The following is a 25,658-nucleotide window of genomic DNA, read 5'->3' as shown; positions in this document are numbered from 1 at the left end:
TATTATATTGAATAGAAAGGCTCCCACCCTAAATTATAATTTAGTTTTATAGGTTTAAATTTAACTGTTGTAAGCGGCTCATCTATTCCATCAAGCTGTGCATCGGTATTCGGTAATTTTCCTTTAAAATCATAATTTACAAAACCATTCAATTCCGGTTTTATTGTTACGTCTTTTACAAAGAAATTAGTTACGCATTTTAACCCTACTATACCTTCAAATCTATCGTATGATTTTTTGCTAATGGATAAATTTTGGAAAGTAGTAACTGTCTCTTTATAACTATTATTTTTAAATGTAGCATAACGAGTTCCAATCATCGGAGTTATAGCCGTGAGGTTAGAGATTAAATAATTATAACCGCCAAGTAATTCACCACTATAAGAAGTGTTATTAAATTTACCGATTGCAGTTTGATCGCCCGTATAAACCTTACATTTTTCATAATTTTTAATTCTATTTCTACCATATGAACCGATAGCCTCAACACAGAAATTACTTGTCTCACAATTATAAAGCCCATAGATAGAATATATATCGCTTATAGCTTTAGTCTTATCACCAACTTTATAATCTTGATGGCGTAATTTACTATCGGCTCTAGTATAAGCAACTCCAACTATTACACTGTCACTTAGAGCATAATCAAAACCTATTATTCCTTCTTGAGCTTTAGACTTATAACCACTTGCTCCGTTATTACTGGATTTTTGCGTAGCCTTACCGTAAAAAGGAACTACCCAAATGCCCGTATCGATATTATCCTCATCACCGGCAGCTACTGCTGCTTGATTAGTAAGACTTTCACTAGCATTTGGTTTATTTAAACCGTTTAGCTTAAATGTACTCTCATCCTTATTATTGACCTCACCTAGTCTAGCATTGATCCAAGAAGAAACAAAACTGTCCATATTTATCGAAATATCAGTTAATACATCCTCTATTTCTCCCCTATTAAACTCTCCAAGTCCTTCACTCACTTCCCGTACATCTGTTCTTCCTCCTAAACGATTTAAAGTTTCCGATACATTCTTCGACAATCCTAAATTATTCAATACTTTACCTGCATCACTCTCATTACCAATACCAATACCAATTAATTGCTCTACAAGACCGGGAGCTATAGGACCCGTCACCTCATCTCTTATCGGTTTTGGATCAAAAATAGGCACTATTACACCACCTTCTCCGTCTCCAGGATTTCCTCTACCGTTATCGCTGGTCACCTGGGTTCTCTGGATCACCGCCTCCTAGATCAAGGTTTTCGGTATTACCGCCACCGTTATCATTATTATTCAGTAATACAACTCCATTCTCATCGCTTACCCATTTTATTAACCTGTTTAATTCTCCACCTGTATCAACAGTAACTTTATTTTGAGTAACTGGAATAACATTTCCACCTGCTGCTTTTAGTATTACTTCATGTTTAGTATCAGGAGTAATTTTAGTAATATCAGAGCGTGATTTGACTTTAATTATTACTACACTATCTAAAGCCAACATATCAACATTAGCCCCATTACCGACTAATATATGCCCTCCCGATTGCGCAGTCACATCAAAATACGTAATAATCTCAAGAGTACCGTTATATGTAACATTTCCTGTATGCTTTAATTCGTAAGTAGCTAAATCTAAAGCACTATTCGTAAATTGTAAATCATCATCTATTCCTAAATTATCCAATAATACTATATTTGCTTTATTTACTACTAAATTAGCTGCTTTAATATTTTTCTCAAGAATAGCAAATTTCTCAGGACCAAACTCTAGCTCTACATTTTTGATTTCTTCTTTTAACCAAACATTTTCATTAAATTTTATAGCACCGCTGCCGTCAATTTCAGCATTTACTAAAACCGCATCGTTAAAATGTACAGCAGCATCTGCAAAATGCAGCTTATCTACTTTAATATCAGTTAAATAAGCAAATAACTGAAGCGAACGAGGCAGGAGATCTCTATCTACTAAAACATCCTGTATAATTATATTTTTAGCATTTCTATTATTACCTCGTTCAAAATCTATATTCTTACCTGCATCAATGTTAATCTCTTTAGAATTCACCTTTAATAGTACTATTCTTACTAACTTGTACACTTGCTAAACTATTATTTTTACTGCCTAAATTATAAGTAGTACCACCCTCTATATTAAGTTTTTTACGTTACCTTGCCCGTTATGCGCAGTAGTTACATCTGAATAAAAATTCTTAGTATTTACCGTAACTAAACCGTTTCCTGTTAATTCTATTGCTTTTAATCTGTGATCTTCAGTCCCAATAGCACCATTACCGGTGTCAAAATCTGTTATTGCTAAAGTGTGAAGATTATTTCCTGCTGTAGTAATATTAGTAACTCCACCTGCCGCTTGTAGCGTTAATATCGCTTCTTATCCTGCATTTGAGAAGTTAATAGCTTGGTCTTTTAATTCACCTGTAATAGTAAAATCTTTATCAGCTACTTCTACTATACCTAAACTATTATTATTCCCTATGGTACCGGTTATATTAATAGGAACTGTGTTGTTTAATGTTAAAGTACCGTCATTCTCATGTTCACCTGCAATCAGTCACGGTGATATTATCATTAACCTCTATTTCTGCACCGTTTGACATTATAAATTTATTAAATTGATGAGGTGTTTTTACAACATTAGTTTTTAGGCTATTAATATATTAATCAGGAGGTTAGAATTAGATAAGATATTAGGTTCTGTGAACATTTCTCATTGATTTAATATTTTAACAAAGAGATTTCGATGTCATTCCTGCAAAAGCAGGAATGTCTTGTTGTGTAGACCGGAAAACGCACTCGATGTCATCCCGTGGCTTGACCACGAGATCCAAAAAACAATTAATCACTAAAATTATAACTAATATTTTTTCTAGCAATACTTATATCTTTTAAACGTTCACAAACCTTTTCAAAAACTTGTTTAGGCAAGATATTTGAAGCATTAATTTGTAAAAATTTATCGTCTTTTAATTTAATCGAAAAAGAAGGTTCTTGGAATTCTGGCCCATCAATTTCTTTAGCAATTTTTATATAATAACCGATTATATGACTGTTGTAATAATCATTTTTACTAATCATTTTCTTAGCTATTTTATTAATCTGCATATCAGTTTTAGCAGTATAAGTAACCGTAAGAGCAATGCCGAGCATTAGACGCTGTCTATGACTGAAAGGAATGTCTGAAGATAATATAAATTCTGAAACAAAATTTGCTCTGAGCGTTTTATCAATATTTTTATTATATTGTGCTAGCATGATAGCGAGTTCAATAATAATAAGAGTAGTGGCATCGGAATTAATTAAAAGATATTGTACTGCTTCAATATATTTTTCAATTTTACATATATTTCTATCAAATTTTACTAATCTCTTCACCCTCTCATAAATAATATCTTTTTCTGTTTCATGAGACGGTAATGAGTCAAATCTTACTCCTTCTTTTAAACCATAATTTGAGATAATAATCTTTTCCGGTGCAAATACCTTAATCATTGCTTTTATTACTAGCACTGCATTATAATTTATGGCTTTCTGCTCATAATAACTTAGCTTTAATTTATCGATTTGTGATAATTTCTCTAAATATAACTCAAACTCTACACGATTTATTTCAAAATTATGTAAATTCTTAAGGGGATAATTTATAGACTCCATATATATACGGCTCATTAGACGTAATGCCCCGCCAATTAAATATAAATTAGGATGATATGCAGCTCCAAATTCTTCCTCTAACATTTTAGTAATCAGTCCAACATCACCAAAATTGCTACTAGCAATAATTTTTGTACCGAGCGGCAATGATTTTAATTTACCGACTTTTTTATTTCCAATCTGTGCAAGCTCAAGACTTCCGCCGCCAAGATCTGCTACAATACCGAAAGCATCACTAATACCGGAAATTAATCCGGCAGCTGTTAAATAAGCTTCACGTTCACCTGAGATAATTTCAATATCAATATTGAATCTCTTTCTAATTATAGCTTTGAATTCATTTGCTTTAGGATGCCCCCTAAGTATAGCTGTTGCAACACATCTAATATTAGTAACGGACAGTTTGGTAAAAACATGGATAAGATATTGTAGAGATAAATATGTTTGATGTTTTACGTCTAAATTATCTAAATTAAGTAAATTTGTAAGATAATTTCTAAATTTATAATTAAAAATTTCCGGAGCTCCAAGCTCATCACTTTCATAAACGACAGCTCTTAAAGCATTTGAACCGATATCAATAATAGCTGAACGCATTTTTGGATCTTACTCATTATTTTCCGGAGCAGTTGTTATTTCAGTCTCTTCAGAAGCCTCATTATTATTTGCCCTAGGATCAAAAGGTACTTGAGTAGGTACAAAAGTCGGTGGTAATAATCTACTAGTAAAAAATTTATCTTCGTAATACTTAATTTTACGAGATTTTATAGGCGGAAAAGATTCTATTAACACAATTTGCTCATCTCTCGGTAACTGTATTACTTCTTGAGGTAAAAGTAAAGCTCTTTGAACTTGAGAAACGTTTTGGGTTCTAGTAGAAATATTAAGGTCAAAAAATAAAGGTTTACTAAATGATCTTTGTTCTACCGTCTTATTACCGACAAGCTGCGATATTAAATTGGCCGTTTCATAGTTATTAGCAGCAAAAGTAATACGGTATGTTGCATTAGATAAGAAAGAATTCATCCCTGCATCTTCGTATGTTCCTTTTAACTGCTGCGTATCTTGAATAATCAAGAATAACCGAACTCTATAACCTCTAAAATAAGCTATACCGGCTTTAAAAGTATCCATCTTTCCAAGCGTCGGGAACTCATCAAGTAAGAACATTACACCATGCGGCTCTTCCTTTAAATCCGGCATTTTACGGCTTAAAAATTCTGTCGCTTGCTGATAAAACACCTGCATTAATTTTTGCAAACGCTGTATATTATCGGGTGTTAATCCTACATATACGGTTGTTTTTACTTTTTTAAATTCTTGTATGTTGAAATCAGAAGATGCAGTAGCCGAATCAATAAGCGGGTTTGCCCATAATTCAAGCGATGAGTTCATTGTAGATATTACGCCCGAACGCTCTTTATCGGCTTTTTGTAAAAACGCAGCAATATTCATATATGCAACAGGATGTATTACACCGCCAAGCGTATCGAGTACGACCGCTAGATTATAAACTACGTCGTCACTTCTCATGGTACGCACTACTTCACCGAAAGATTTAGTTTTCGTAGGATCAGCTATTAAATATAAAGTTACACCTAAGAATAAACTTCGTGCTTCATTATTCCAAAAATCCTTTTCCGGCATTATAAGATTTGAAATTTTTTGAACGTCATCAACCATCTGCCCGGGCTTAGTACTAACCCAATCAATCGGATTGTAACAATGCGTAATACCGTCGGGATTAGAAGGCTCCCAAACAAAAACTTTCTGACCTTGTTTTTCACGCCAACCGCTCGTCAAACCGTGATTTTCGAGCTTTATGTCATGTACTACTACTGAATCACTCCAAAATAACAGGTTAGGTATCACAAAACCCACACCTTTACCTGAACCTGTAGGAGCAAATAATAAAGCATGCTGGAACCCATCTGCAACAAAATATCCACCGGCATCAACACCTATTAACATACCTTTTTTGGATCTAAGACCAGCAGCCTCTATATCTGACGGATTAGCCCAGCTAGCATCTCCATATACTTTTTCCGGTTGCTCAAAAAATTGTAATGATTTTATTCTTGCAAAATTTTTAATGTAAAATATTATGATAACAATAGCGGGACCAAGAAGAGCTGCAAGTAGCTTCAATTTTAAATAATTATAGTCAGCAATTTTTAACTGCCCCCAAACGTTAATAAGCCAGTAAGTCCACTTATAAGCAATATTTATAGCATTTATATCTCCACCTAAAGCTCTAACTTCGTTAGTAAAAATTGCAACAAATGCACCGCTTATCCAAATGGTACAAAAAATAACAACCGGATGAATTATAGCATGACCAAATATATTCCTAGTAACTTTAAGTATCTTATGCCATTCCATGAATTGATCTTCCTAGTTTTTACTTATATGTTAGTTTTTGCGTGAAGTAATTTTTCCAGTGTCATCCCACAACTTGATCGCGGAATCCAGTTTTTTTTATTTTTTTATGGATCCCGTGGCTTGACCACGGGATGACAGTAAGTAAGCTACACCATACCTTCAGCGTTCTTATTCTTCTTATAATACACTTCCGAAACATATCTTTTCCCACCACTACCGCGTTTTAACTGCACAACGATATCTACAACGGTTAAAATATACTTCTTTACTTCTTCAGGCGGCATACCAAGATCTGCTTGCATAACCATAAGCTTTAACTGCTCAATAGCCATAGCAGGGCTATCGGCATGCAGTGTTGATATTGAACCGGGGTGACCTGTATTAATAGCACGCAAAAAACTAAAAGCTTCCTTACCTCGAAGCTCACCTACTATAATTCTATCCGGTCTTAAACGCAAACACGCCTCTATTAAATCTTGAGTAGTAACATTTGCACGCCCCTGTCCTCCTTTGGAAGCAAGTAAATGCACTCTGTTAAGATGGCTTGATAGCACAACCTCACGAGCATCTTCTACAGTAATTAATCTTTCTCTTGCAGGTATTTCAGTAAGTGCTGCATTAGTAAAAGTAGTTTTACCGGTTGAAGTACCACCACTAATTATGATATTTTTCTTTGAAACAACTGCATGTCTAATAAATTCTTTAATCTTTTTGTCAGCTAAGAAATTATTTAAAATTACTGTATCTTCATCTATTAAACTCTCTGTTGCAGTATCATCAAATGCTCCCATTTTAGCGTACTCATCTAAAGTTAGATTCATACCGCTAGGCTTTCTTATAGAATAAATGATTTGTCCTATCTCACAAGCAGGAGGAAATACTATTTGAATACGGTAACCGTTCGGCAAAGTTGCAGAAAGTAAAGGTTTTTCTTCCGAAATTATCTGTTCGGTAGATTGAGCAACTAAACGCCCTAATGAAAGTAGATGCTCACTATCCAATTCCGGTATTTGCTTAGAATATATATCGCCTTTTTTTTCAACCCATGCTTCTCCAGGCTTATTAACCATAATCTCGTTAATACCGTCTTCAGCAAATAAATTTTTAAAAGGAAGTAAAAACGTCTCTAATGCTGCAAATTCTTCATTCATTTCATTACCTTCGATTTTAATAAAACGGCTTTTGGAAATTTATAATCCTTATTAACGTATATTCTAACCGGCGTACCTTGATTAACCGTTGTCGTCGGCTTAAACTGCTGCTGAGTTATCATATTTTGTACAACATTCGTCACATCCGTAAAAGCTTGAGTGGAAGCTTGTTGTGCTTGCGTCGGAGTTGATGCTATAGAGGTAGTAGTAAGCAAACTTGAAGCCGCCGTATTAACTGCCTGTACTAAGGTTTGAAGTCTCTGCTCAGCAGTATTCGCTGAAGAAGCAGTCTGTGCTGTTGTACATGCTTGAGTCATAGTAGTATAAGCAGTCGAAGTTTTATCGGTAATAGCAGCAAGTATATTAGTACAAATTGTAACTATCCTAGTATTTGCATCCATAGCGGTATCAGACGCAATAGTTTGAGCAGTATTTAACAATTGCGTTGCCGTAGCACTATTGGTAGCTGCTGCCTGCGAATCTATAGGAGGCGGCACTAACTTATCCAGGACTTTAGCAAGACCTATATTAAAGCCGGATTGTAATACGGCATTTGCAAATTGTTCTTTATATTTATTATCAACTCTCCCTTGTAGTCCCGGTCTACCTAAATTATCAACTGCAGGTGAGTCGAATTCTATAGTATAACCGTTAGTTAAATCGATTCTATCCCATATTATAGAAACTCTACCGTAACTGTCTGACGAAGTTGAGGTTGCATATTTACCGAATATTTTTGACCCTTTCGGTATCAATATAACTTTATCTTTCTCAGAAAATACGTCTCTACTAATAATTGCTCTTATTTCACCGCCAAGATCACTATTTATTGCCGTCTCAAGTACTGCATCAATTAATTTACCGCGTCCGAGAACCAAAGACATATCACCGCGATCTTTAAAGGTCGCTTCTGCCGTAATCTGTTCCGGTGTTTTTTTAGGCTCTACACCACCAACTAACACTATAGCTGATTTTCTTTTTGCTTCACGACGTTGCTTCTCTGCATCACTCTCAACTAACGTTCCTGAAGTGGAAGGCAACGAAACCGGCGGCAATGGAAGCGTTTTGTCTTTATTCTCTTCTACAGGAGTAGTAGGAGGTAAGACCGGCGGAACTTCTACTACCGGAGGAGGTGGTGGTGGAGGAGCAATAGGCGTCTCAAGCTTAGGCGGATCAGGTAACTTTGGAATCTCCGGAATATTATCATCAACATCAGTAACAGGTTTGACAATATTAGTCGGCACTTGAGTCTCTGGTATTTCTTCTTTTTTAGTAGCGAAAAAAAGAGTATAAAAAATATATATAAAAATACCGCAAATTACGACTACTATCGCAATGCTCTTATTAAAGCTAACCGAAACTTTTGATAATTCTCTTTGTACTTCAGGAGCATCTGCTCCTGATAAAGAACCGGTATTATTATTATCATTATTATTTTGCTCTTCAGCCATATCTAAATTATATTAGTTAAAGTGTGTTTATTGTCATTGCCCGCGTGGATCAAAAACTACCAGATGTAATTCCTGCGTAGGCGGGAATGACATAAAACGAGCAGTGCGGACAAGTCCCACCCACACAGCAATAACATCAATTAAAACCTTGCTATGTAATTACTATTTTTCTTAGGATAGTAAAATTTAATTACATATACTAAATCCCTTTCGTTACCCATCATAAGTTCCGTAGAAGCGATATCAAATTCATATGTTCTTTTATTAGTTATAATAGTCATATTTGTACGAATATCTTTTTCAAGAGGCTTAATAAATAATCTATTTGCCAAAGGAGTTATTTTCCAAGCATACGCATCCCCAAGAATTATATTTTGTATTTCTTCATTTTTAGCAAATTCTATATGCGATTGAAAGCCAAAATGCAAAACTAATAAATAAACTTCATTTGGATTATATATATAAGTTTTTATCCTATTATCTTTAGTTATAGATAAATCATCTATATAATTATTGCTACTATTATTACATGGATCATCTACAAGCGGACATTCTCGTTGCACTGTAAAACCGCTTAATAATACAAAAACTAAAAAATAAAATCTAACTATTGTCATCGTCTACCCTATATCCGTTAACTTGAAACCCTACCGGATTTATGTCAAGTTCTGAATCTGTTAATTGCATAGGCACATAAGCATAACTTACTACCGCTATTTTATTATAAACTAATTGGCTTCCTGATGTTTCATTTACGGAAAATCTCACTATATATTTATCTGCTGCGATTTTTGACCATGATTTTATTACTAAAAATGTAGTATTATCTTCTTTATATTTTATCGTAGGATCAAAATCTTTATTTCTTATATAGCCAAGATAATTATAATAAACACCACTTGTTGAAAATAATCTTATTATCGTACGAGCTATCGTCGTAAAATCAACTGGATTATATGTTTCCCGTGCCGTTATGTATTTCTTTATAAAATACCTTGTGAGAGACTCATCCGCCGTTAATACCGGTGATGAAATAGGTTCTACCACCGAAGCACGCCCCGTATTACTATTAAGCTGAATAACAAAAGGGTCAAACTGTTTAGATTTTACTACAAATGCTATTACTAAAGTTGATACAACCATAAAAATGGTTAGTAGTATTATTAATATGATAAGTAAGTTACGTTGAACAATTAACTTATCATATCGTTCTTCATACCAATTCTGAATAATTTTTAAAGGATTAGCCGATTTAATACTTTCTTGATTTTGTGTATCTCCTGAACCGCTTTTCGAGTTGTTACTTGATTTAAAGAAGCCAAATATATTATTCATATCAAAGGTATTTTTATTATTACATTGTTATTGTATAAAACTATTACTTTTATGCTATATTTACTGAATTAACCGGTCTTCTTATACAAGGATTTACGCTTAAACTCGATCCACCATCTATATCAGCAGAAACGCACGGGCTTTTAATTTCATAAGGAGCTGAAGGGGTACATGACAGTAATTGAGCAAGCATAGTTAATACTAATAGAAACTTTAATGATTTTAACATTCTAATTATACATTATTAAATTCTCTTGTTACTGTTTTAAAATTACCTTACTATACAATAGTTCACAAGCATTTTTTGAAAAAATCTATTTATAAATATAAAAAAATATTAAAAAGATTGTAAACTATTATACTCTGCAGTAAATAAAGAGTAGTTATACGAAGTTCAACTTGGAAGAAGAGCGTATCTTAATACGTTGCTATCTGCGGACTTATTAAAGACATTATCACCAATTTTTCAAGTGGGACGAGTATAACATAATAACTACCATCAATAATTGTTATTGTATAATTTTAATTTATAATTTATTTATTTTAATTTTAAAGTTAAACAATATTTGGTATTGTAGCAACAATATAAACTTATTTTATAGCTTAAATAACATTAAATTAACAAATTATAATCATATGATAATAACTATGATAGAGCTAAAACAGAATAAAATTAGATATTAATCTAGTAATTATGGACCCATTAACCAACGCAATACAAGAATATATAAAATCCGGCGAATATTTTATTGATGCAAGAAAATGGTATAATTTTAAGTATATCTTACCATTAAGTCATAGAAGTCTTCTGCTTTTAATATGCATGATTTTTACCTTATTATTAATCTTAATTTGTATAAATATCAACATATTGTTACCAATAAAAGAAAAAGTAAGTTATTTAATAAAAGATGATGCCGAAAAACACGCTACCATTACTAGTACTCAACATTCAACACTCGCCAATCCTTATATCTCTGTTGCAAATATTATGCTTCAGAATTATGTAAAACAACGAGAAGAATACAATTACGATATATTAAAAGAACAATTTACCTTTATCAAGAATGCTTCTACGAGTATTGTTTATATGCAATTTGCTAATTTTATGAATATTGATAACTCATTATCACCGGTCATAAGATATCAAAAACTATATAGGCGCTCAATTAATATATTATCAATTAACAATATAAACGATACCGAGGCAGTTGTTACTTTTGAATCATTGGCCCAAAATAGTACGGGTGAAATTTTAGAAAATATGGTATGGGAAGCAAGAATCGGATTTATAATGGATTCTATCAGTACAACTACATCACCTGATATGCCCTTCAATTTTACCGTTACTAGTTACAAGCTAAAGTTATTAAGGAATAAAAATCAGAAATAATATGAAGCAACTAATAATATTTTGTACTTTTATAATACTGACATTAGATATATTTGCTCTTACTATATCACGACCTCTAGGTCGAGACCCGCGTCTAAGAGTTATGACTTATAACCCTGACGATGTTTTCAAATTCACAGGATATTACGGCTATCAAGCAAGTATAGAACTAGCAAGAGACGAGGAAATAGTCAGTATTTCTATGGGAGATACTACTTCATGGCAAATAGTACCTGCCGGTCATAGGATTTTTATTAAACCGATGGAACCCGATGCTACTACTAATATGACGTTAATTACTAATAAACGGACTTATTTCTTTGAACTATATGCCGCCGAAACTCTTGATATGCGTGATCCTGAAATGGTCTTTAACGTAAAATTTCTTTATCCGGATGACGAAAATGACAATATGAGCGGTCATATGCAAACTTTTTCTGCTTCCCTAGCCAGTCCCGATCTTACTCATCCTGAAAAATATAACTTTAATTACTATATTAGCGGCAGCGAAGAAATAGCTCCTATTAAAATTTTTGACGACGGCGAATTTACTTATCTACAATTTAGAGATAAAAACGCTGAAATTTCTGGTATTTTTGCTGTAGATGATTCACTTCGAGAATCTTTAGTAAATTATCGCCTTGCTCAAGATAATCCTAATATGGTGATACTTGAACAGGTCTTTCCTAAGCTTGCTATACGTAAGGGTAAGAAAATCACATGTGTATTTAATCAGTCTTTCAAAACATATTAATGTCTACCAACGTCATTGCGAGGAGCGAAGCAACGTGACAATCCAGAACATAATTAAAAAAATTCTGATTTACAGAATTTTTCACTGGATTGCTTCGTTAAAACTTACAATTTCTTCTCGCAATGACGATGAAACTGATTCACGTAACAACGCTTTTCTTACAATAACAATATAATGATGTCACATTTAATATACTTTCTTACTTTGATTTTACTCACTAGCGGCTTATTTATAATGCTTACAAGCCGTAATTATATTCATAAAATTATCGGGCTTGGAATTTTTCAAAGTTCGGTATTAGTATTTTATTTAAGTATCGGAAAAATTAAAACAGGCGGTGTACCTATTTTACAAGATGGGCTAACTACTTATAATAGCCCTTTGCCTCATGTATTAATGCTCACTGCTATAGTAGTGGGGTTTGCTACTCTTAGCGTAGCTTTAAGTTTAATATATCAAATTTATAAACATTTTGGTACAATATCAGAAAATGAAATTAATTTTGATAAATGATCCTAGCTAACCATTTCCCTATCATACAAATATTATTCCCTTTATTTGGGGCTTTACTCTCAATAATATCTTTTCGCTTTATTACCTTTGCACGAGTAATTACTACTATTTGCATTTTATCTAGCCTTTTGGTCAGTGTTTATGGATATAGTATTGTACACAATACGGAACTATCTTACACTATAGGAGGATGGACTTCAAAAATAGGAATAGAATATCGGCTAAATTCACTAAACCAAGCAATTATTATTTATTTTAACTTAGTTTTATTATTCTTTTTAGTTTGTTGTCATAAGATTACTAATAGCACAATCTTAAAATATATCAACAATAATAGAAAATCTTTATTTTACGGTATATTATTATTCGCTCATACGGGCTATTTAGGAATGATTGCTACTAATGATTTCTTTAATTTATATGTGTTTATAGAAATTTCGGCACTTAGTAGCTATGTATTAATAGCCTCAGGTAATAATCCAAAATCTTTAATCGGAGCTTTGGACTACTTGATAATGGGTAGTATTAGTGCAACTCTTATTCTTATAGCCATAGGCTTTTTACTAAGCATTACTGGTAGCTTAAATATGTATGATGTTGCAGCTTATTTACAGGAACATACTAATTCCCGCATAATCACTATAGCTATCGGTTTTTTCTTAACAGGAGCTATTTTAAAAACTGCTTTTTTCCCTATGCACTTTTGGATGATGAGAGCTTATAATAACACGGCTTCAGTTATTTTAGTATATTTAGCAGGGATTTCTACTATAATAGGAATATATATAATATACAAATTTACTTATATTATTATAGGCTATGAGACGATTAAAACTTCTATTACAAATTTTATAAAACCTATTGCTTTAGCTACTCTTATTATAGCTCCGTATTTTGCTTACCGAGCAGAAGGCTTCAAGAATATTATAATTTATTCATGTTGCACTCAAATAGGTTATGTATTTCTATTATATGTTACTGAGGGCGGTATAATAATTTTACCAAGTTTATTACTTGCAGACAGTATAAATAAAATAGCTCTTTTCTTGATAGATGCTTATAATGAAAGCTATAAAAAGAATTCTAACAAAGTTTTAACCATAATTATTATTATTTGCAGCTGCGGCTTACCTATCAGCCCATTATTTTTTATCAAAATAAATATTCTCGAATTATTATTTAGACAAAAACTATTATTAGATTTTGTTATAATCTTACTCAGCTCCGTAGGATCACTATTTTATCATTATAAAATGGTAAAAGTTACTTTTTGGAAGAATTAATTAACCTTTGACATTATGAAAATCACTCGTCATTGCGAGGAGACGTTGTTGAGTAGATACTAAAGGCCGTCATTACGAAGCCACAAAGTGGCTGCGACAATCCAGAACAACAATAAAAATTCTGATTTACAGATTTTTTTACTGGATTGCTTTGTCAAAACTTACAGTTTTTCCTCGCAATGATTGGACTTTTCAAAACTGTCCGATACTATAAGGTCAAACAAACTAGGCAACAAGGAAAAACATGATTACACAATTTACTACTCCGAGTCTTTTGATTCTATCAACTTTGCTAGTTGGTGCATTAAACTTAACCAGTCCGTATGCCACTAAAAAAGATAGTTTTATACGTAATTTTTTGCTTATTACTATCGCTATTTTTTTCTTTGGTAATATTTTAATTATAGACTGGTTGTTTTTAAAAGGTATTAGAGCAGGTTTTGAATTTAATATATTCGGTAATTACTCTATAGGATTTCATCTTGAACCCTCAGGGCTTATATTCTTGAGCTTAATAGGCTTTTTATGGATTTGTGCTTTACTTTATACTCCAAAATATCTTGCTATTAATAATATAGAACACTCTTCGAGATTCTTATTTTTCTTTAACTTAACTATTCTAATCGGTGTTTTAATTGCTTTATCTAGCAATTTATTCACGATGTTTATTTGCTACGAGCTTTTAACTATTTCTACAGCTTTTTTAATAGGACACACTAGAAATAACATAATACTTAGCGGGTTATATAAATATATAAAAATTCTGATGATTTCTGCCACAATATTATTTTTACCGGCAGTGATAATTATTTATACTAAAACCGGTAACGGGGATTTTGCAAGCGGCAGCTTAATAGAAAATTATTTTTCCAGAAATCAGTCAATTATTTTATTATTAATGTTTATTTTCGGTATTGCCAAAACTGCAATTTTTCCGGTGCATTCGTGGCTTCCTGCCGCAATGGTTGCACATTACCCCGTTAGTAGCTTACTGCATGCTGTAATAGTGGTAAAAACCGGATTATTTTGTATTTACAAAGTCTTATTATATATATTCGGTTTATCGTATTTACAAATGATATTTGCCGAGTTTAACTGGTTAATCTTCATACCGATAGTCAGCATATTTTACAGCTCACTCAAAGCACTAGGCACGGATAATATTAAAAAAATACTCGCCTACTCCACTATGAACCAATTAAGCCTTGCCTTACTTAGTGCTTTCATGCTCACACCTAAGGCACTTGGAGCCGCAATACTACATTTAGTTTCACATTCTTTTACAAAAATCTGCTTATTTTATAGTATGGGAAGTATTTACAGTTTAAAGAAAACCGATCAAATACAGAATTTACATGGTACATCCAAAGAATTGCCTTTAATTTCTTTTGTTATATTTATCTCCTCATTATCGTTAATCGGTATACCTATCTTTAGCGGATTTATTAGCAAATTCTCAATCTTACTTGCCGCAAGCGAACAAAATCAAATTATCGTTATGATTGTCATAATAGCTAGTAGTATATTCTCAAGCCTTTACCTTCTTAAAATATTAAGCTCTATTTATAAACCTTCTTTGGTAGAATCTAGTGTAACAAAACCACTCCCCTACTCTATGCAAATCAGTATAATAATTTGCTGCTGTGCTGTAACTCTCTTCTATTTTATGCAAATCTTAATTAGAGAATTTTTAGCTTACATTACATAAATATGTATTTACATAATTTATGTATCTACATATAATCATACAATATACAATTTTTTGAGGATAAATATGGCACAAATTATTAGAGCAACAGAATTTGTACGATCTTTTGCAGATATTATGAACAGAGTTTACTATAAAGGTGAGACTTTTGATGTTCAAAAAGGGAACCATATCGTAGCAAGAATTACGCCTGTACATGCATGCAGCTGACAAACCACAAAAAACGTTAAAAGAGTTTTTTAAGCATGCACCTATATTAGATCCTGATGATGCCGAACAATTTAAAAAAGTCGTGTATGAAGCACGTCAAAAATATGATTTTAAAAGAGATGATAAATGCAAGTAGTGATTGATACCTCTATATTAGTGGATTTAGAGAGAGGTAGATTAACTAGAAGAATATGAACAATGCTATATTAGTCCTATTACTTTAACGGAATTATTAATAGGTGCAGATAGAGCCGATAATGAAAATAGACGTATTAAACGTTTAGTTTTTATCGAATATATAATCAATTCACTTATAATATTACATTTTAAGACTGAAGAAGCCCGTATATATGCAAAAATTATAGACAATTTACGTAAAGAAAAGATAACTATCGATACTAATGACATGCTAATTGCTACAACGGCAATAACGCATGGTTATCCTTTATTAACTCTAAATGTAAAAGAATTTAAAAAGATTCAAGGAATAGAGGTTTTAACAGTTTCTTCTAAAGATTAAAATGTTTATTCAAAATACCAGATTTACATTTCCGCTTACTAATTTTGAGCTTATGTATGATTTTAATCCACAAAATCAGCTAATAGCCTTAGCATTTCTAATGGTCACTGCTATCTTAAATCTTTATACAATTTCCCACAATAGAAAATTTGAGACGCTAATAGGTAGTTTATACTGTTTATCCTCTATTATATGCGTATTTGCAGCTGATTTTATTTCTATGATAATCTCGCTTGAATTCATGACGGTTTTTGCCTGCATAATTGTTTTTTGTGACCAATTAAAGATAAAACCTGCTCGTCAATATTTCCTCACTCATTTATTCAGCAGTGGGCTAATCTTAATCGGTACAACTCTTCTAATCCAAACAACAGGTAATATTGCTTTTACTTCTTTAACGGAATCAGTAAATAATTTTGAGTTACCGGCGATATTTATACTTGCAGGTTGTTTGATCAATGCTTCGATTATCTTTGTAAACGGTTGGGTGGTTAATTGCTATCCTGCAGCTTCAAGTAGCGGTGTTGTATATTTAATTAGTTTTACTACTAAAGTTACTTTAATTATCATTTTAAAATTATTTAGCGGTCTTGAGATACTAAAGTTTTGTGGAATATTAATGATTATTTACGGGTTAGTATTTTCTCTAATTGAGAAAAACCTTAAACGATTAATATGCTATCTTACAGTTTCGCAGCTTGGTTTTATATTATCAGCTATTAGTATAAATTCTCCAAACATAGCTTATCTTATTACAAGCTTTATATTCATACATATACTATATAATGGGTTATTTGCTTTATATTTTACTTATATAGAAGATGAATACAGTATTAAAAATTACCAAGATCTTCAGAATACTCAAATTAATTTGATTTTATTAGGTGGGTTTGTAGTTAGCATATTAATATATACATCTATACTGCCTATTAATTCTTCTTATATCAAAGACGGAATTGCCAATCTTTTAGATACAAATAATATTATTATATTTTCCAAGATAGCAACTTGTACCGTGTTATTTAGGTTGTTAATGGAGAGTTTATACAATATTTCATACCGCGATCACGCGGTATCCAGAAAAAGAATAAACAATGATAATAAATATTTATGGATACCGCGATCAAGTCGCGGTATGACACCAATAACCTACCTCTCCTCGTGCATCATAACTTTATCTGTATGTTTATTCTACCCTGTTCAAATATCACATACTGCTAATTTTAAACTAGTTATCCTTGCAATCTCAATATTATTAGCTTTAATATTTAGAAAAATACCACGCATTTCAACAGAAAATATCAATCTTGACTTATACCAATATATCGAAAAACTTATCTATTTCAGTATCGATAAATATAAAGACACAACAGACAGTAACGAAGATGGAGAAGAATATCTTGATTTTAAGGTTATTTGGAATAATATTTCAAGCAAAATACCTGCTTGGCATAATCAGCAAATTTCTATATTTATTGTATTATTTCTATTAATTAGTTTGATTTTAACGCTCTGTCATACTATGGCTTGACCACGGTATAACACTCAAAAAAATAAAAAACATGAAACCACCCATCGCAAATAAACAAAATTACAGCTTTGAAGCCCACGGACAAACAATAAACGATGATTATCAATGGCTGCGTGATCCCAAATGGCCAAATGTAGCAGACTCTAAAATTTTAGATTACTTAAAAGCCGAGAATAAATATACCGAAAATTTCTTTGCCGATCTACAAAAGGATAAGGAAAAGATTTTTGAAGAATTAAGAGGACGAGTCAAATTAGACGATGAATCGGTATATGTTAAGAAAAAAGATTATTACTATTACCATAGAGTAGAGTGGAATAAAAATTATCCTATATATTGCCGGAAGCATAATAGCATGGAAGCAGAAGAAGAAGTAATATTAGATGTTAACATTCTTGCTTCAAACGGTGGTTTTACCGATGTTGCTAAGCTTGCAATGTCACCTGATCAAAATTTAATGTCTTATAGCGTTGATTTTACGGGTAATGAGCAATACAATATCAAAATATACAATCTTAAAGAGCAAAAATACTTACCTGATGAAGTACAGGATGTTGCTCCTACTGTGATTTGGCATGAACAACTAAACGGCTTTTTCTATATTACTATTAATGAGAATCAACGCTGGAATAAGGTAATGTTCCATCATTTAGGGGAAGATATTACTAAGGACAAATTAATATTCGAGGTAAAAAACCCTCTTCATTTTATCAACTGTAAAAAATCAGCAAGTCATGAATATATTTTTATAAATTCAGGCGATCATAATGAAAATGAAATTTACGTAATTTCTATGCAGGATGATAATTTTACGCCTAAATTAGTACGAGCCGCAGAAAATAAAATATTCTATGAAATAGAACATAATGGCGATTATTTTTATATTAAAACTAATTATAAAGCTAAAAATTTCCATGCTGTAAAACTGCCGATAAATAATTTTGAAAATACTAGCTGGGATGATATTTATATTAAAGAAGAACAGGACAAATATTTAAAAAGCTTTGAGGTTACAAATAATTATTTAATCTTAAATTATCGTGACCAAGGTTTACCGCTAATTAAAATAAAGCAATTTAACGATTTACAAGAAAAAATAATTCGCTTTCATGACGAAAGTTTCCAAGCAAATAGTTTTTCTACAAACTTTGAGGAAGACGATATCAGAGTAGACTACTCTTCTCTAGCAATACCAAATACCACTTATAGCTACGATTTTGATAACAATACATTAGTGATATTAAAGACCCAAGAAATACCTTCAGGCTTTAATCCAAAAAGATATAAAGTAGAGAGGATATTTGTAGATAATGAAGATGTAAAAGTACCCATAACCTTGTTTTATAAAAAATCTTTATTTAAAAAAGATGGCTCAAATCCTTTATATTTAATGGGTTACGGAGCTTACGGGATTAGCATGCCTGTTAATTTTAGCAACATGGCAGTAACGCTTGCAAATCGTGGTTTTATTTATGCGGTTGTGCATATTAGAGGCGGCGACGATTTAGGTCATGATTGGTATGAAGCAGCTAAGTTTTTAACTAAAAAAAGAACCTTTGAAGATTTTATAGCTTGTAGTAGAGCTTTAATTAAAGAAAAATATACAAGTAACAACAATATAGTAATAATGGGCGGTAGTGCCGGCGGTATGTTAATCGGTTACGTACTAAACGAAAAACCGGAAACTTATAGAGCGGCAGTCGCTCATGTACCATTTGTTGATGTTTTGAGTACCATGCTTGATGAAAGCTTACCGCTAACTCTCTTGGAATATAATGAATGGGGTAATCCGAAAGAGAAAGAATATTTTGAATATATTAAATCATATTCCCCTTATGATAACGTAAAAGTACAAAACTACCCTGCTCTATTCATTACTTGCGGTATATCCGACCCTCGAGTCGGTTACTGGGAACCGGCTAAATGGGTCGCAAAATTACGAGATCTAAAAACGGACAATAATCCTTTATTATTAAAAATAAATATGGATACAGGGCATAAAGGTTCCGCCGGTCGCTTTGATTATTTGAAAGAGATAACTGACGAATTAGTATTTATTTTTAAGATTTTTGACGTGAAGGTTTAAAGATTTTATTGTCATCCCGCGACTTGATCGCGGGATCCAAAAAAAATTAAACAAGACTGGATACCGTGGTCAAGCCACGGTATGACAGAATAAATATAAAAAACAATGAATAAAAATTATCTAGAACAATTACAAAAATTACCACTCACTTTAATTTTACTAATCATCTTAATTTGCTGTATTGGTTTCATTGTACTTTATTCTGCCGCGAATAGCAATTTGCAGCCTTGGGCTTACAAACAAATTATAAATTTTTGTATATTCTTGCCTTTAGCCATTATTATTGCATTAATTGATTTACGAATAATATTTAGGTTATCGTATATCTTTTATTTTTGCGTACTCGCTTTACTAGTAGCCGTGGAGCTTTTTGGCTCAACTGCCATGGGCGGAAAAAGATGGATCGATATCGGTATCGTTAAGCTTCAGCCTTCCGAACCGATAAAAATTGCCGTTGTACTAATGCTTGCGAGGTATTTCCATTCACTAATAATTGATGATCTAACAAAATTTCATAAAGTTATCATACCAATTATAGGAGTTTTAATACCGGCTTTTCTAATAATTAGAGAACCTGATTTAGGTACTGGAATGATTGTTTTAATTGTTTCGACAATTATATTTTTTGCTGCAGGTTTTAGAATAAAATATTTTATAATAATAGCTGTTGCTACTCTTATTAGCCTGCCTATTGCTTGGAATATGATGTATGATTATCAAAAAAAACGAGTGATGGTTTTTTTAGATCCAGAACATGATCCGCTCGGTGCTAGTTATAATATTATTCAGTCTAAAATCGCTATAGGTTCAGGTAGCCTATTTGGACGAGGTTTAAATCAGGGTAGTCAAAGTCATTTAGATTTTCTTCCCGAACATCAAACAGACTTTATCTTTGCTACCTTTGCCGAAGAGTTCGGCTTTATAGGAGGGATATTTTTATTAATATTATATTTTGCACTTATAACTATTTCTTTATTAATTGCCGCAAATTGCCGAAAGATTTTTAGTAAATTAATGGTAATAGGTATTAATTCGATTTTATTTAGTCACGTATTTATTAATATAGCTATGGTTATGGGCTTGCTTCCTGTAGTAGGTGTACCTTTACCATTTATTTCTTACGGCGGAACAATGATCGCATCCATGCTAATAGGCTTTGGACTTGTGATGAATGCTCAGGTACACGGACATACCACTTTAAACTAGTTCAATTATATTGATAAAATTGATAACATAAATTAATAATAAGTTGCACTGCACTTTCTTATTTATCGTATAAAGCGAAAATTCCTATTGACTTTTATTTTAAACAGTATATATTTCTTTACAATTTAATTTTGTATAAAGAATTTATGCTCGGCTATGAGAAAGCACAAACAAGTTTAAATTTAGCTCGTGATATTGATGTACCGCCTAGCCGTATTCACGCCTATAGTGCATGGCAAACGAACCCTTACGGCTGATATAGCACTGAGACTCGGGAAATATTTTCAAACTTCAGCTCAGTTATGGATCAATTTACAAGCAAGATATGATTTAAAATTAGCCCAGCGTAACGAATGGTCTCATATTAAAAATCGTATTCGTACAATGGAAGTAAATAGAATAGCAAGTTAGTTATTTCTTAGCAACCGCAAAGGATTCATGGTGTCTGATGGCAATGTCGATATCTTGCATAAGTTTTATTCTTATGCCGCCACTTGTGCCAAGAGCATAAAGGTCAACTAGTACTTCTAATACTCCCCATTGTCCGGATAACTAAATTAGCAAAATTACCGAATAATAACGTATCCACTGGCATTTGGTTAGTTGTACCGACTTTGTAACCATTTAAATAGCCGAACCCTGACTCTTTACTATAGCTCTCCCAAATAAATTGGGCTGTACCAACTGTGTTTTCAACAACTAAATTAACAGGCAAAAAGCCTAACTTTATGCTGCACTTGCCGTTTGATTCATTCGTAAATTTGTCGAAAATTGAGGAATGGCTCCCCGGGCTGGACTCGAACCAGCGACCGAACGGTTAACAGCCGTTTGCTCTACCACTGAGCTACCGAGGAATAAGTGAAAACATCTAAAAAATTTTAGATAACTTCTTATAACAAATCTTTTCTATAACGTCTAGCGTTTTCTTTATACAAAATAAAAAAAGTTTATTACCTCTGCAAAAACGAGAATTTAGAGAGGAATCCCTCCAGAGATACTTCACCTTGAACTGCAACGTACTCAAATGTACATGAGCATTCGAGTAACAGAACGACGTACAAATTACCTCTAAAATAGAGTTTCTGTCTATTCATCACCTATTTTTAAAGCGGCGATAAATGCAGATTGCGGGATTTCTATATTACCGTACTGTCTCATTCTCTTTTTACCTGCTTTTTGCTTCTCAAGTAGTTTACGTTTACGGCTTATATCACCGCCGTAACATTTTGATAAAACATCTTTACGTAGGGCTTTAATAGTCTCACGAGCAATAATACGGCTACCGATACTTGCCTGAATGGCTATATCGATCTGCTGTCTTGGTATTAAATCCTTTAACCTTACGCATAACACCCTACCCCTTTGCTCGGCACGTGAGCGGTGTACGATTGTCGATAATGCATCAACTACCTCACCGTTAACCAGGATACCAAGCTTAACAAGCTCAGAAGGTTCATAAACATCTATTTGCCATTCAAAACTTGCATAACCTTTAGAGCAGCTTTTTAAACGATCGTAAAAATCGTACACTATCTCATTTAGCGGTAATTTATAAACTATTTTAGCTCTATTCGCTATATAGCTATGATCAAGTTGAACCCCTCTTTTTTCCGTACAAAGCGATAATACTGTACCTAAAAATTCATCAGGTACCATTATAGTTGCCTTAATCCATGGCTCTTCCATCGATTCGATTTTTTGCAAATCAGGCAAATCTGCGGGGTTATGAATCTCCAAGCTTTCACCATACCTCATATGAATTTTATATACCACGCTTGGAGCAGTAGTGATTAAATCTAAATCGAATTCCCTACTTAAACGTTCTTGGATTATCTCTAAATGTAATAGTCCTAAAAAACCGCACCTAAAACCTACTCCAAGAGCTGAAGAGCTTTCCATTTCATACTCAAAACTAGCATCATTAAGACGTAATTTAGCTAGCGAATCCTTTAGATGTTCAAACTCTGCACTATCTGTCGGATAAAGCCCACAAAACACTACAGGTAGGTTCGGCTTAAAGCCGGGAAGTTCTTCCTCACAAGGTTTTTTCTCGTCCGTGATAGTATCCCCGACTTTACAATCCGCTACTTGCTTTATAGCAGCAGTAAAAAAACCGATTTCACCTGCATATAAAACATCTGACATATGTTTTTTCGGAGTAAAAAAGCCGACATTCTCAACGGTATAAACAGAATTTGTTGCCATCATTTTAATCCGCATGTTTTTACGTAAAGTCCCATCAATAATACGTACTAAAATCACTACCCCAAGATAAGGATCATACCAACTATCGACAAGTAACGCTTTTAAGATATCCGTGCTACTTTCTTTTGGTGGAGGTAATTTATTGACTATTGCTTCTAGAACTACATCAATTCCTATACCGCTTTTAGCAGAGATTAGCACAGCTTCACTTGCATCAATTCCGATTATATCCTCTATTTGCTGCTTAACCTGCTCAGGTTCTGACGCTGGCAAATCAATCTTGTTAAGCACTGGTACAATTTCATGATCATGCTCAATTGCTTGATAAACATTGGCAAGCGTTTGGGCTTCTACTCCTTGCGTACTATCAACTACCAACAACGAGCCTTCGCAAGCAGCAAGCGACCTACTGACCTCATAAGCAAAATCGACATGCCCAGGAGTATCCATTAGATTCAAATAATAGGTATTACCGTCTTTAGCTTTATATACAAGCCGCACGGTTTGTGCTTTAATAGTTATACCTCGCTCTTTTTCGATATCCATCGAATCTAGCACTTGCTGGCTCATTTCTCTAGCCTGAAGCCCGCCGCAATGCTCAATTAACCTATCAGCTAACGTAGATTTACCATGATCGATATGTGCAATGATTGAGAAGTTCCGTATATATTTTTGATTATTCATAATTATTGTGATATAATTTTCGTTTGTTTATTGGAGCGGTGTCATCACGCGACTTGATCGCGGAATCTCAGGACACAAGCTGTGATACAAGATACCGTGATCAAGCCACGGTATGACACTAAACCACGATAATATATAACAAAATCGAAATTTATAACAGGAAAAAATAATGAGAGCCGAGATAGAAAATTACGTAAAAAAAATTGAGCAATCTTTAGAACTACTTTGGAGGTCACTTTGACGTTGAAGCATCAACTGAAAGACTAAGAGAACTAGAAGAATTAACAGCCGATCCAAGTTTATGGAACGATCAGGCTAACGCACAAACATTACTTCGAGAAAAAAGTAATCTAGAAGAAAAACTCATTGCTTTTAATAAACTCAAATCCAATTTAAAAGATGCTTTAGAACTTGAAGAAATGGCTGAAGCCGAAAACGATTTAGAAACACTTTCACAAATTGAACAGGACTTAAAAAATTTAAGCATCATTGCTGCCAAATTTGAAACCGAATGTTTATTCTCAGGTGAAGCGGACGGTAATAACTGCTTTTTAGAGATTAATGCTGGTGCAGGAGGAACTGAAAGCCACGACTGGGCATCTATTATGATGCGCATGTATTTGCGTTTTGCAGAAAGACTCAGCTTTAAAACCGAAATAATCAATATGATTAACGGTGAAGAAGTAGGCATTAAATCATGCACGATTAGGATAATAGGCAAGAGGGCTCACGGCTGGTTTAAAACCGAAGCAGGAGTTCATAGGCTGGTACGTATTTCCCCGTTTAATGCTGCAGGTAAAAGAATGACTAGCTTTGCAAGTAGCTGGGTATACCCTGAAATTGACGATAATATAGCAATTACTATCGAGGATAAAGATTTAAGAATCGATACTTTTAGAGCATCGGGAGCAGGCGGACAGCACGTTAATACTACCGATTCTGCCGTACGTATCACCCATATACCGACCGGTACGGTAACACAATGTCAAAGCGATAGATCGCAACATAAAAATAAAGCTCAAGCTATGAAGATGCTTCAAGCAAAACTCTATGAGCTTGAAATGCAAAAACGTACAGACAGCGTTAACGAGCAGAATGCTGCCAAAACCGATAATAGCTGGGGATATCAAATTAGATCATACGTCCTACAGCCTTACCAAATGGTGAAAGATTTACGCACCGATTACGAAACTTCCGACACTAAAGGAGTGCTTGACGGTGACCTTGAAGAATTTGTCTCAGCAAACCTTGCTATGAATGCGTGTGGTAAGAGGTAGTTTTACAATCAATAAGCAATATTTTAATTAATGAATCATATACTGACTTAATTAAAAATTTAAAACAAGAAATCAGTAAAGCTAGTATTAGAAGCCCATTTAGCAGTTAATAAAGAATTAATGGTTCTTTATTGGAATATAGGAAAACTAATTTTAGAACATCAGAATAAAGAGAAATGGGTGGCAAAAGTTATTCAAAATATTTCTTGTTATTCTTTCAAAACTAAAAAATATTTTGGTATGCACAACAAACCATTGAAAATGGTTGGTCAAGGAATGTATTATCTTTGCAAAC

21 protein-coding genes, 1 tRNA gene and 2 pseudogenes are annotated in these 25,658 nt (G+C 33.1%); 13 read left to right on the top strand and 11 right to left on the bottom strand.

From position 1 onward, the window contains the following. Positions 1-2 precede the first annotated feature (2 nt). From A452_RS08965 to A452_RS0101605, 9 genes are all read right to left on the bottom strand, one after another. Positions 3-1,226, bottom strand: a complete 1,224-nt coding sequence (locus A452_RS08965; RefSeq protein WP_025999535.1) for an autotransporter domain-containing protein — start codon at positions 1,224-1,226, stop codon at positions 3-5. Next, a complete protein-coding gene (locus A452_RS09360; RefSeq protein ID WP_081482366.1) occupies positions 1,213-2,070 on the bottom strand; it encodes a hypothetical protein in 858 nt (285 codons plus the stop codon). Before A452_RS09360 ends, A452_RS08965 begins: the two co-directional genes overlap by 14 nt. Before the next feature lie 788 nt (positions 2,071-2,858). Next, on the bottom strand, positions 2,859-4,271 hold the full coding sequence (locus A452_RS0101635) for a Ppx/GppA phosphatase family protein (RefSeq protein ID WP_014412971.1): 1,413 nt from the start codon (positions 4,269-4,271) through the stop codon (positions 2,859-2,861). A gap of 9 nt (positions 4,272-4,280) precedes the next feature. Next, positions 4,281-6,056 carry a type IV secretory system conjugative DNA transfer family protein gene (locus A452_RS0101630; protein WP_014412972.1) on the bottom strand — a complete coding sequence of 592 codons (1,776 nt, stop codon included), beginning with the start codon at positions 6,054-6,056 and terminating at the stop codon, positions 4,281-4,283. 146 nt (positions 6,057-6,202) lie between these two features. Further along, complete coding sequence (virB11, locus tag A452_RS0101625; protein ID WP_014412973.1) at positions 6,203-7,207, bottom strand: P-type DNA transfer ATPase VirB11; 1,005 nt, start codon at positions 7,205-7,207, stop codon at positions 6,203-6,205. Further along, positions 7,204-8,658, bottom strand: coding sequence for a TraB/TrbI/VirB10 family type IV secretion system protein (locus tag A452_RS0101620; protein WP_014412974.1), 1,455 nt, complete (start codon positions 8,656-8,658; stop codon positions 7,204-7,206). Before A452_RS0101620 ends, virB11 begins: the two co-directional genes overlap by 4 nt. Positions 8,659-8,798: 140 nt before the next feature. After that, entirely contained in the window at positions 8,799-9,275 is a 477-nt protein-coding gene (locus tag A452_RS0101615; RefSeq protein WP_014412975.1) for a TrbG/VirB9 family P-type conjugative transfer protein, read from the bottom strand. After that, positions 9,262-9,993, bottom strand: a complete 732-nt coding sequence (locus A452_RS0101610) for a VirB8 family type IV secretion system protein (protein WP_014412976.1) — start codon at positions 9,991-9,993, stop codon at positions 9,262-9,264. Before A452_RS0101610 ends, A452_RS0101615 begins: the two co-directional genes overlap by 14 nt. 49 nt (positions 9,994-10,042) lie before the next feature. Then, positions 10,043-10,222 carry a DUF2706 domain-containing protein gene (locus A452_RS0101605; protein ID WP_014412977.1) on the bottom strand — a complete coding sequence of 60 codons (180 nt, stop codon included), beginning with the start codon at positions 10,220-10,222 and terminating at the stop codon, positions 10,043-10,045. 465 nt (positions 10,223-10,687) lie between these two features. Here A452_RS0101605 and A452_RS0101600 point away from each other — a divergent pair, with 465 nt between their 5' ends. The 11 genes and pseudogenes from A452_RS0101600 to A452_RS09345 all read left to right on the top strand — a co-directional run bounded on the left by A452_RS0101600 (position 10,688) and on the right by A452_RS09345 (position 21,608). Next, positions 10,688-11,386, top strand: a complete 699-nt coding sequence (locus A452_RS0101600; RefSeq protein ID WP_014412978.1) for a VirB8 family type IV secretion system protein — start codon at positions 10,688-10,690, stop codon at positions 11,384-11,386. 1 nt (position 11,387) lies between these two features. Next, entirely contained in the window at positions 11,388-12,140 is a 753-nt protein-coding gene (gene virB9, locus A452_RS0101595; protein ID WP_014412979.1) for a P-type conjugative transfer protein VirB9, read from the top strand. A gap of 177 nt (positions 12,141-12,317) precedes the next feature. Further along, entirely contained in the window at positions 12,318-12,653 is a 336-nt protein-coding gene (locus A452_RS0101590; RefSeq protein ID WP_014412980.1) for a Na+/H+ antiporter subunit C, read from the top strand. Next, on the top strand, positions 12,650-13,936 hold the full coding sequence (locus A452_RS0101585) for a proton-conducting transporter transmembrane domain-containing protein (protein WP_014412981.1): 1,287 nt from the start codon (positions 12,650-12,652) through the stop codon (positions 13,934-13,936). Before A452_RS0101590 ends, A452_RS0101585 begins: the two co-directional genes overlap by 4 nt. Positions 13,937-14,180: 244 nt before the next feature. Beyond that, positions 14,181-15,644 carry a proton-conducting transporter transmembrane domain-containing protein gene (locus A452_RS0101580; RefSeq protein ID WP_014412982.1) on the top strand — a complete coding sequence of 488 codons (1,464 nt, stop codon included), beginning with the start codon at positions 14,181-14,183 and terminating at the stop codon, positions 15,642-15,644. 66 nt (positions 15,645-15,710) lie between these two features. Next, positions 15,711-15,990, top strand: a pseudogene (locus A452_RS07900) (antitoxin). Positions 15,991-16,059: 69 nt separating this feature from the next. Next, positions 16,060-16,374, top strand: a complete 315-nt coding sequence (locus A452_RS09350; RefSeq protein WP_338009657.1) for a PIN domain-containing protein — start codon at positions 16,060-16,062, stop codon at positions 16,372-16,374. 1 nt (position 16,375) lies between these two features. Continuing rightward, a complete protein-coding gene (locus tag A452_RS0101560; protein WP_014412986.1) occupies positions 16,376-17,905 on the top strand; it encodes a proton-conducting transporter transmembrane domain-containing protein in 1,530 nt (509 codons plus the stop codon). A 31-nt stretch (positions 17,906-17,936) separates the two neighbouring features. Continuing rightward, a complete protein-coding gene (locus A452_RS0101555; protein WP_014412987.1) occupies positions 17,937-19,991 on the top strand; it encodes a S9 family peptidase in 2,055 nt (684 codons plus the stop codon). A gap of 105 nt (positions 19,992-20,096) precedes the next feature. Beyond that, complete coding sequence (rodA, locus tag A452_RS0101550) at positions 20,097-21,197, top strand: rod shape-determining protein RodA (protein ID WP_014412988.1); 1,101 nt, start codon at positions 20,097-20,099, stop codon at positions 21,195-21,197. Between the two features lie 228 nt (positions 21,198-21,425). Further along, positions 21,426-21,608: a helix-turn-helix transcriptional regulator gene (locus tag A452_RS09345; protein ID WP_014412990.1), complete on the top strand. Its 183-nt coding sequence runs from the start codon at positions 21,426-21,428 to the stop codon at positions 21,606-21,608. 368 nt (positions 21,609-21,976) lie between these two features. Here A452_RS09345 and A452_RS0101535 read toward each other — a convergent pair. Together A452_RS0101535 and lepA are read right to left on the bottom strand one after the other, a co-directional pair. Further along, positions 21,977-22,051, bottom strand: a tRNA-Asn gene (locus A452_RS0101535). A 232-nt stretch (positions 22,052-22,283) separates the two neighbouring features. Further along, on the bottom strand, positions 22,284-24,086 hold the full coding sequence (gene lepA / locus A452_RS0101530) for a translation elongation factor 4 (protein ID WP_014412992.1): 1,803 nt from the start codon (positions 24,084-24,086) through the stop codon (positions 22,284-22,286). Between the two features lie 169 nt (positions 24,087-24,255). Here lepA and prfB point away from each other — a divergent pair. After that, a protein-coding gene (gene prfB / locus A452_RS07895) for a peptide chain release factor 2 (protein WP_100213882.1) occupies positions 24,256-25,363 on the top strand; the annotation gives its coding sequence in 2 pieces (ribosomal slippage) (positions 24,256-24,324 and positions 24,326-25,363; 1,107 coding nt in all). A 120-nt stretch (positions 25,364-25,483) separates the two neighbouring features. Beyond that, a pseudogene (locus A452_RS12925) lies at positions 25,484-25,658 on the top strand (hypothetical protein); the annotation flags it as partial.

Source organism: Rickettsia australis str. Phillips, from assembly GCF_000273745.1.
GTDB classification, from domain to species: Bacteria; Pseudomonadota; Alphaproteobacteria; order Rickettsiales; family Rickettsiaceae; genus Rickettsia; species Rickettsia australis.
This window is presented reverse-complemented; position numbering and strand designations above follow the sequence as displayed.

Excerpts from the sequence above, each read along its gene's own strand:
- A452_RS0101635 (WP_014412971.1), bottom strand. The coding sequence starts at position 4,271 with ATGCGTTCAGCTATTATTGATATCGGTTCAAATGCTTTAAGAGCTGTC.
- A452_RS0101630 (WP_014412972.1), bottom strand. The coding sequence starts at position 6,056 with ATGGAATGGCATAAGATACTTAAAGTTACTAGGAATATATTTGGTCAT.
- virB11 (WP_014412973.1), bottom strand. The coding sequence starts at position 7,207 with ATGAATGAAGAATTTGCAGCATTAGAGACGTTTTTACTTCCTTTTAAA.
- A452_RS0101620 (WP_014412974.1), bottom strand. The coding sequence starts at position 8,658 with ATGGCTGAAGAGCAAAATAATAATGATAATAATAATACCGGTTCTTTA.
- A452_RS0101615 (WP_014412975.1), bottom strand. The coding sequence starts at position 9,275 with ATGACAATAGTTAGATTTTATTTTTTAGTTTTTGTATTATTAAGCGGT.
- A452_RS0101610 (WP_014412976.1), bottom strand. The coding sequence starts at position 9,993 with ATGAATAATATATTTGGCTTCTTTAAATCAAGTAACAACTCGAAAAGC.
- A452_RS0101605 (WP_014412977.1), bottom strand. The coding sequence starts at position 10,222 with ATGTTAAAATCATTAAAGTTTCTATTAGTATTAACTATGCTTGCTCAA.
- A452_RS0101600 (WP_014412978.1), top strand. The coding sequence starts at position 10,688 with ATGGACCCATTAACCAACGCAATACAAGAATATATAAAATCCGGCGAA.
- virB9 (WP_014412979.1), top strand. The coding sequence starts at position 11,388 with ATGAAGCAACTAATAATATTTTGTACTTTTATAATACTGACATTAGAT.
- A452_RS0101590 (WP_014412980.1), top strand. The coding sequence starts at position 12,318 with ATGTCACATTTAATATACTTTCTTACTTTGATTTTACTCACTAGCGGC.
- A452_RS0101585 (WP_014412981.1), top strand. The coding sequence starts at position 12,650 with ATGATCCTAGCTAACCATTTCCCTATCATACAAATATTATTCCCTTTA.
- A452_RS0101580 (WP_014412982.1), top strand. The coding sequence starts at position 14,181 with ATGATTACACAATTTACTACTCCGAGTCTTTTGATTCTATCAACTTTG.
- A452_RS0101560 (WP_014412986.1), top strand. The coding sequence starts at position 16,376 with ATGTTTATTCAAAATACCAGATTTACATTTCCGCTTACTAATTTTGAG.
- A452_RS0101555 (WP_014412987.1), top strand. The coding sequence starts at position 17,937 with ATGAAACCACCCATCGCAAATAAACAAAATTACAGCTTTGAAGCCCAC.
- rodA (WP_014412988.1), top strand. The coding sequence starts at position 20,097 with ATGAATAAAAATTATCTAGAACAATTACAAAAATTACCACTCACTTTA.
- lepA (WP_014412992.1), bottom strand. The coding sequence starts at position 24,086 with ATGAATAATCAAAAATATATACGGAACTTCTCAATCATTGCACATATC.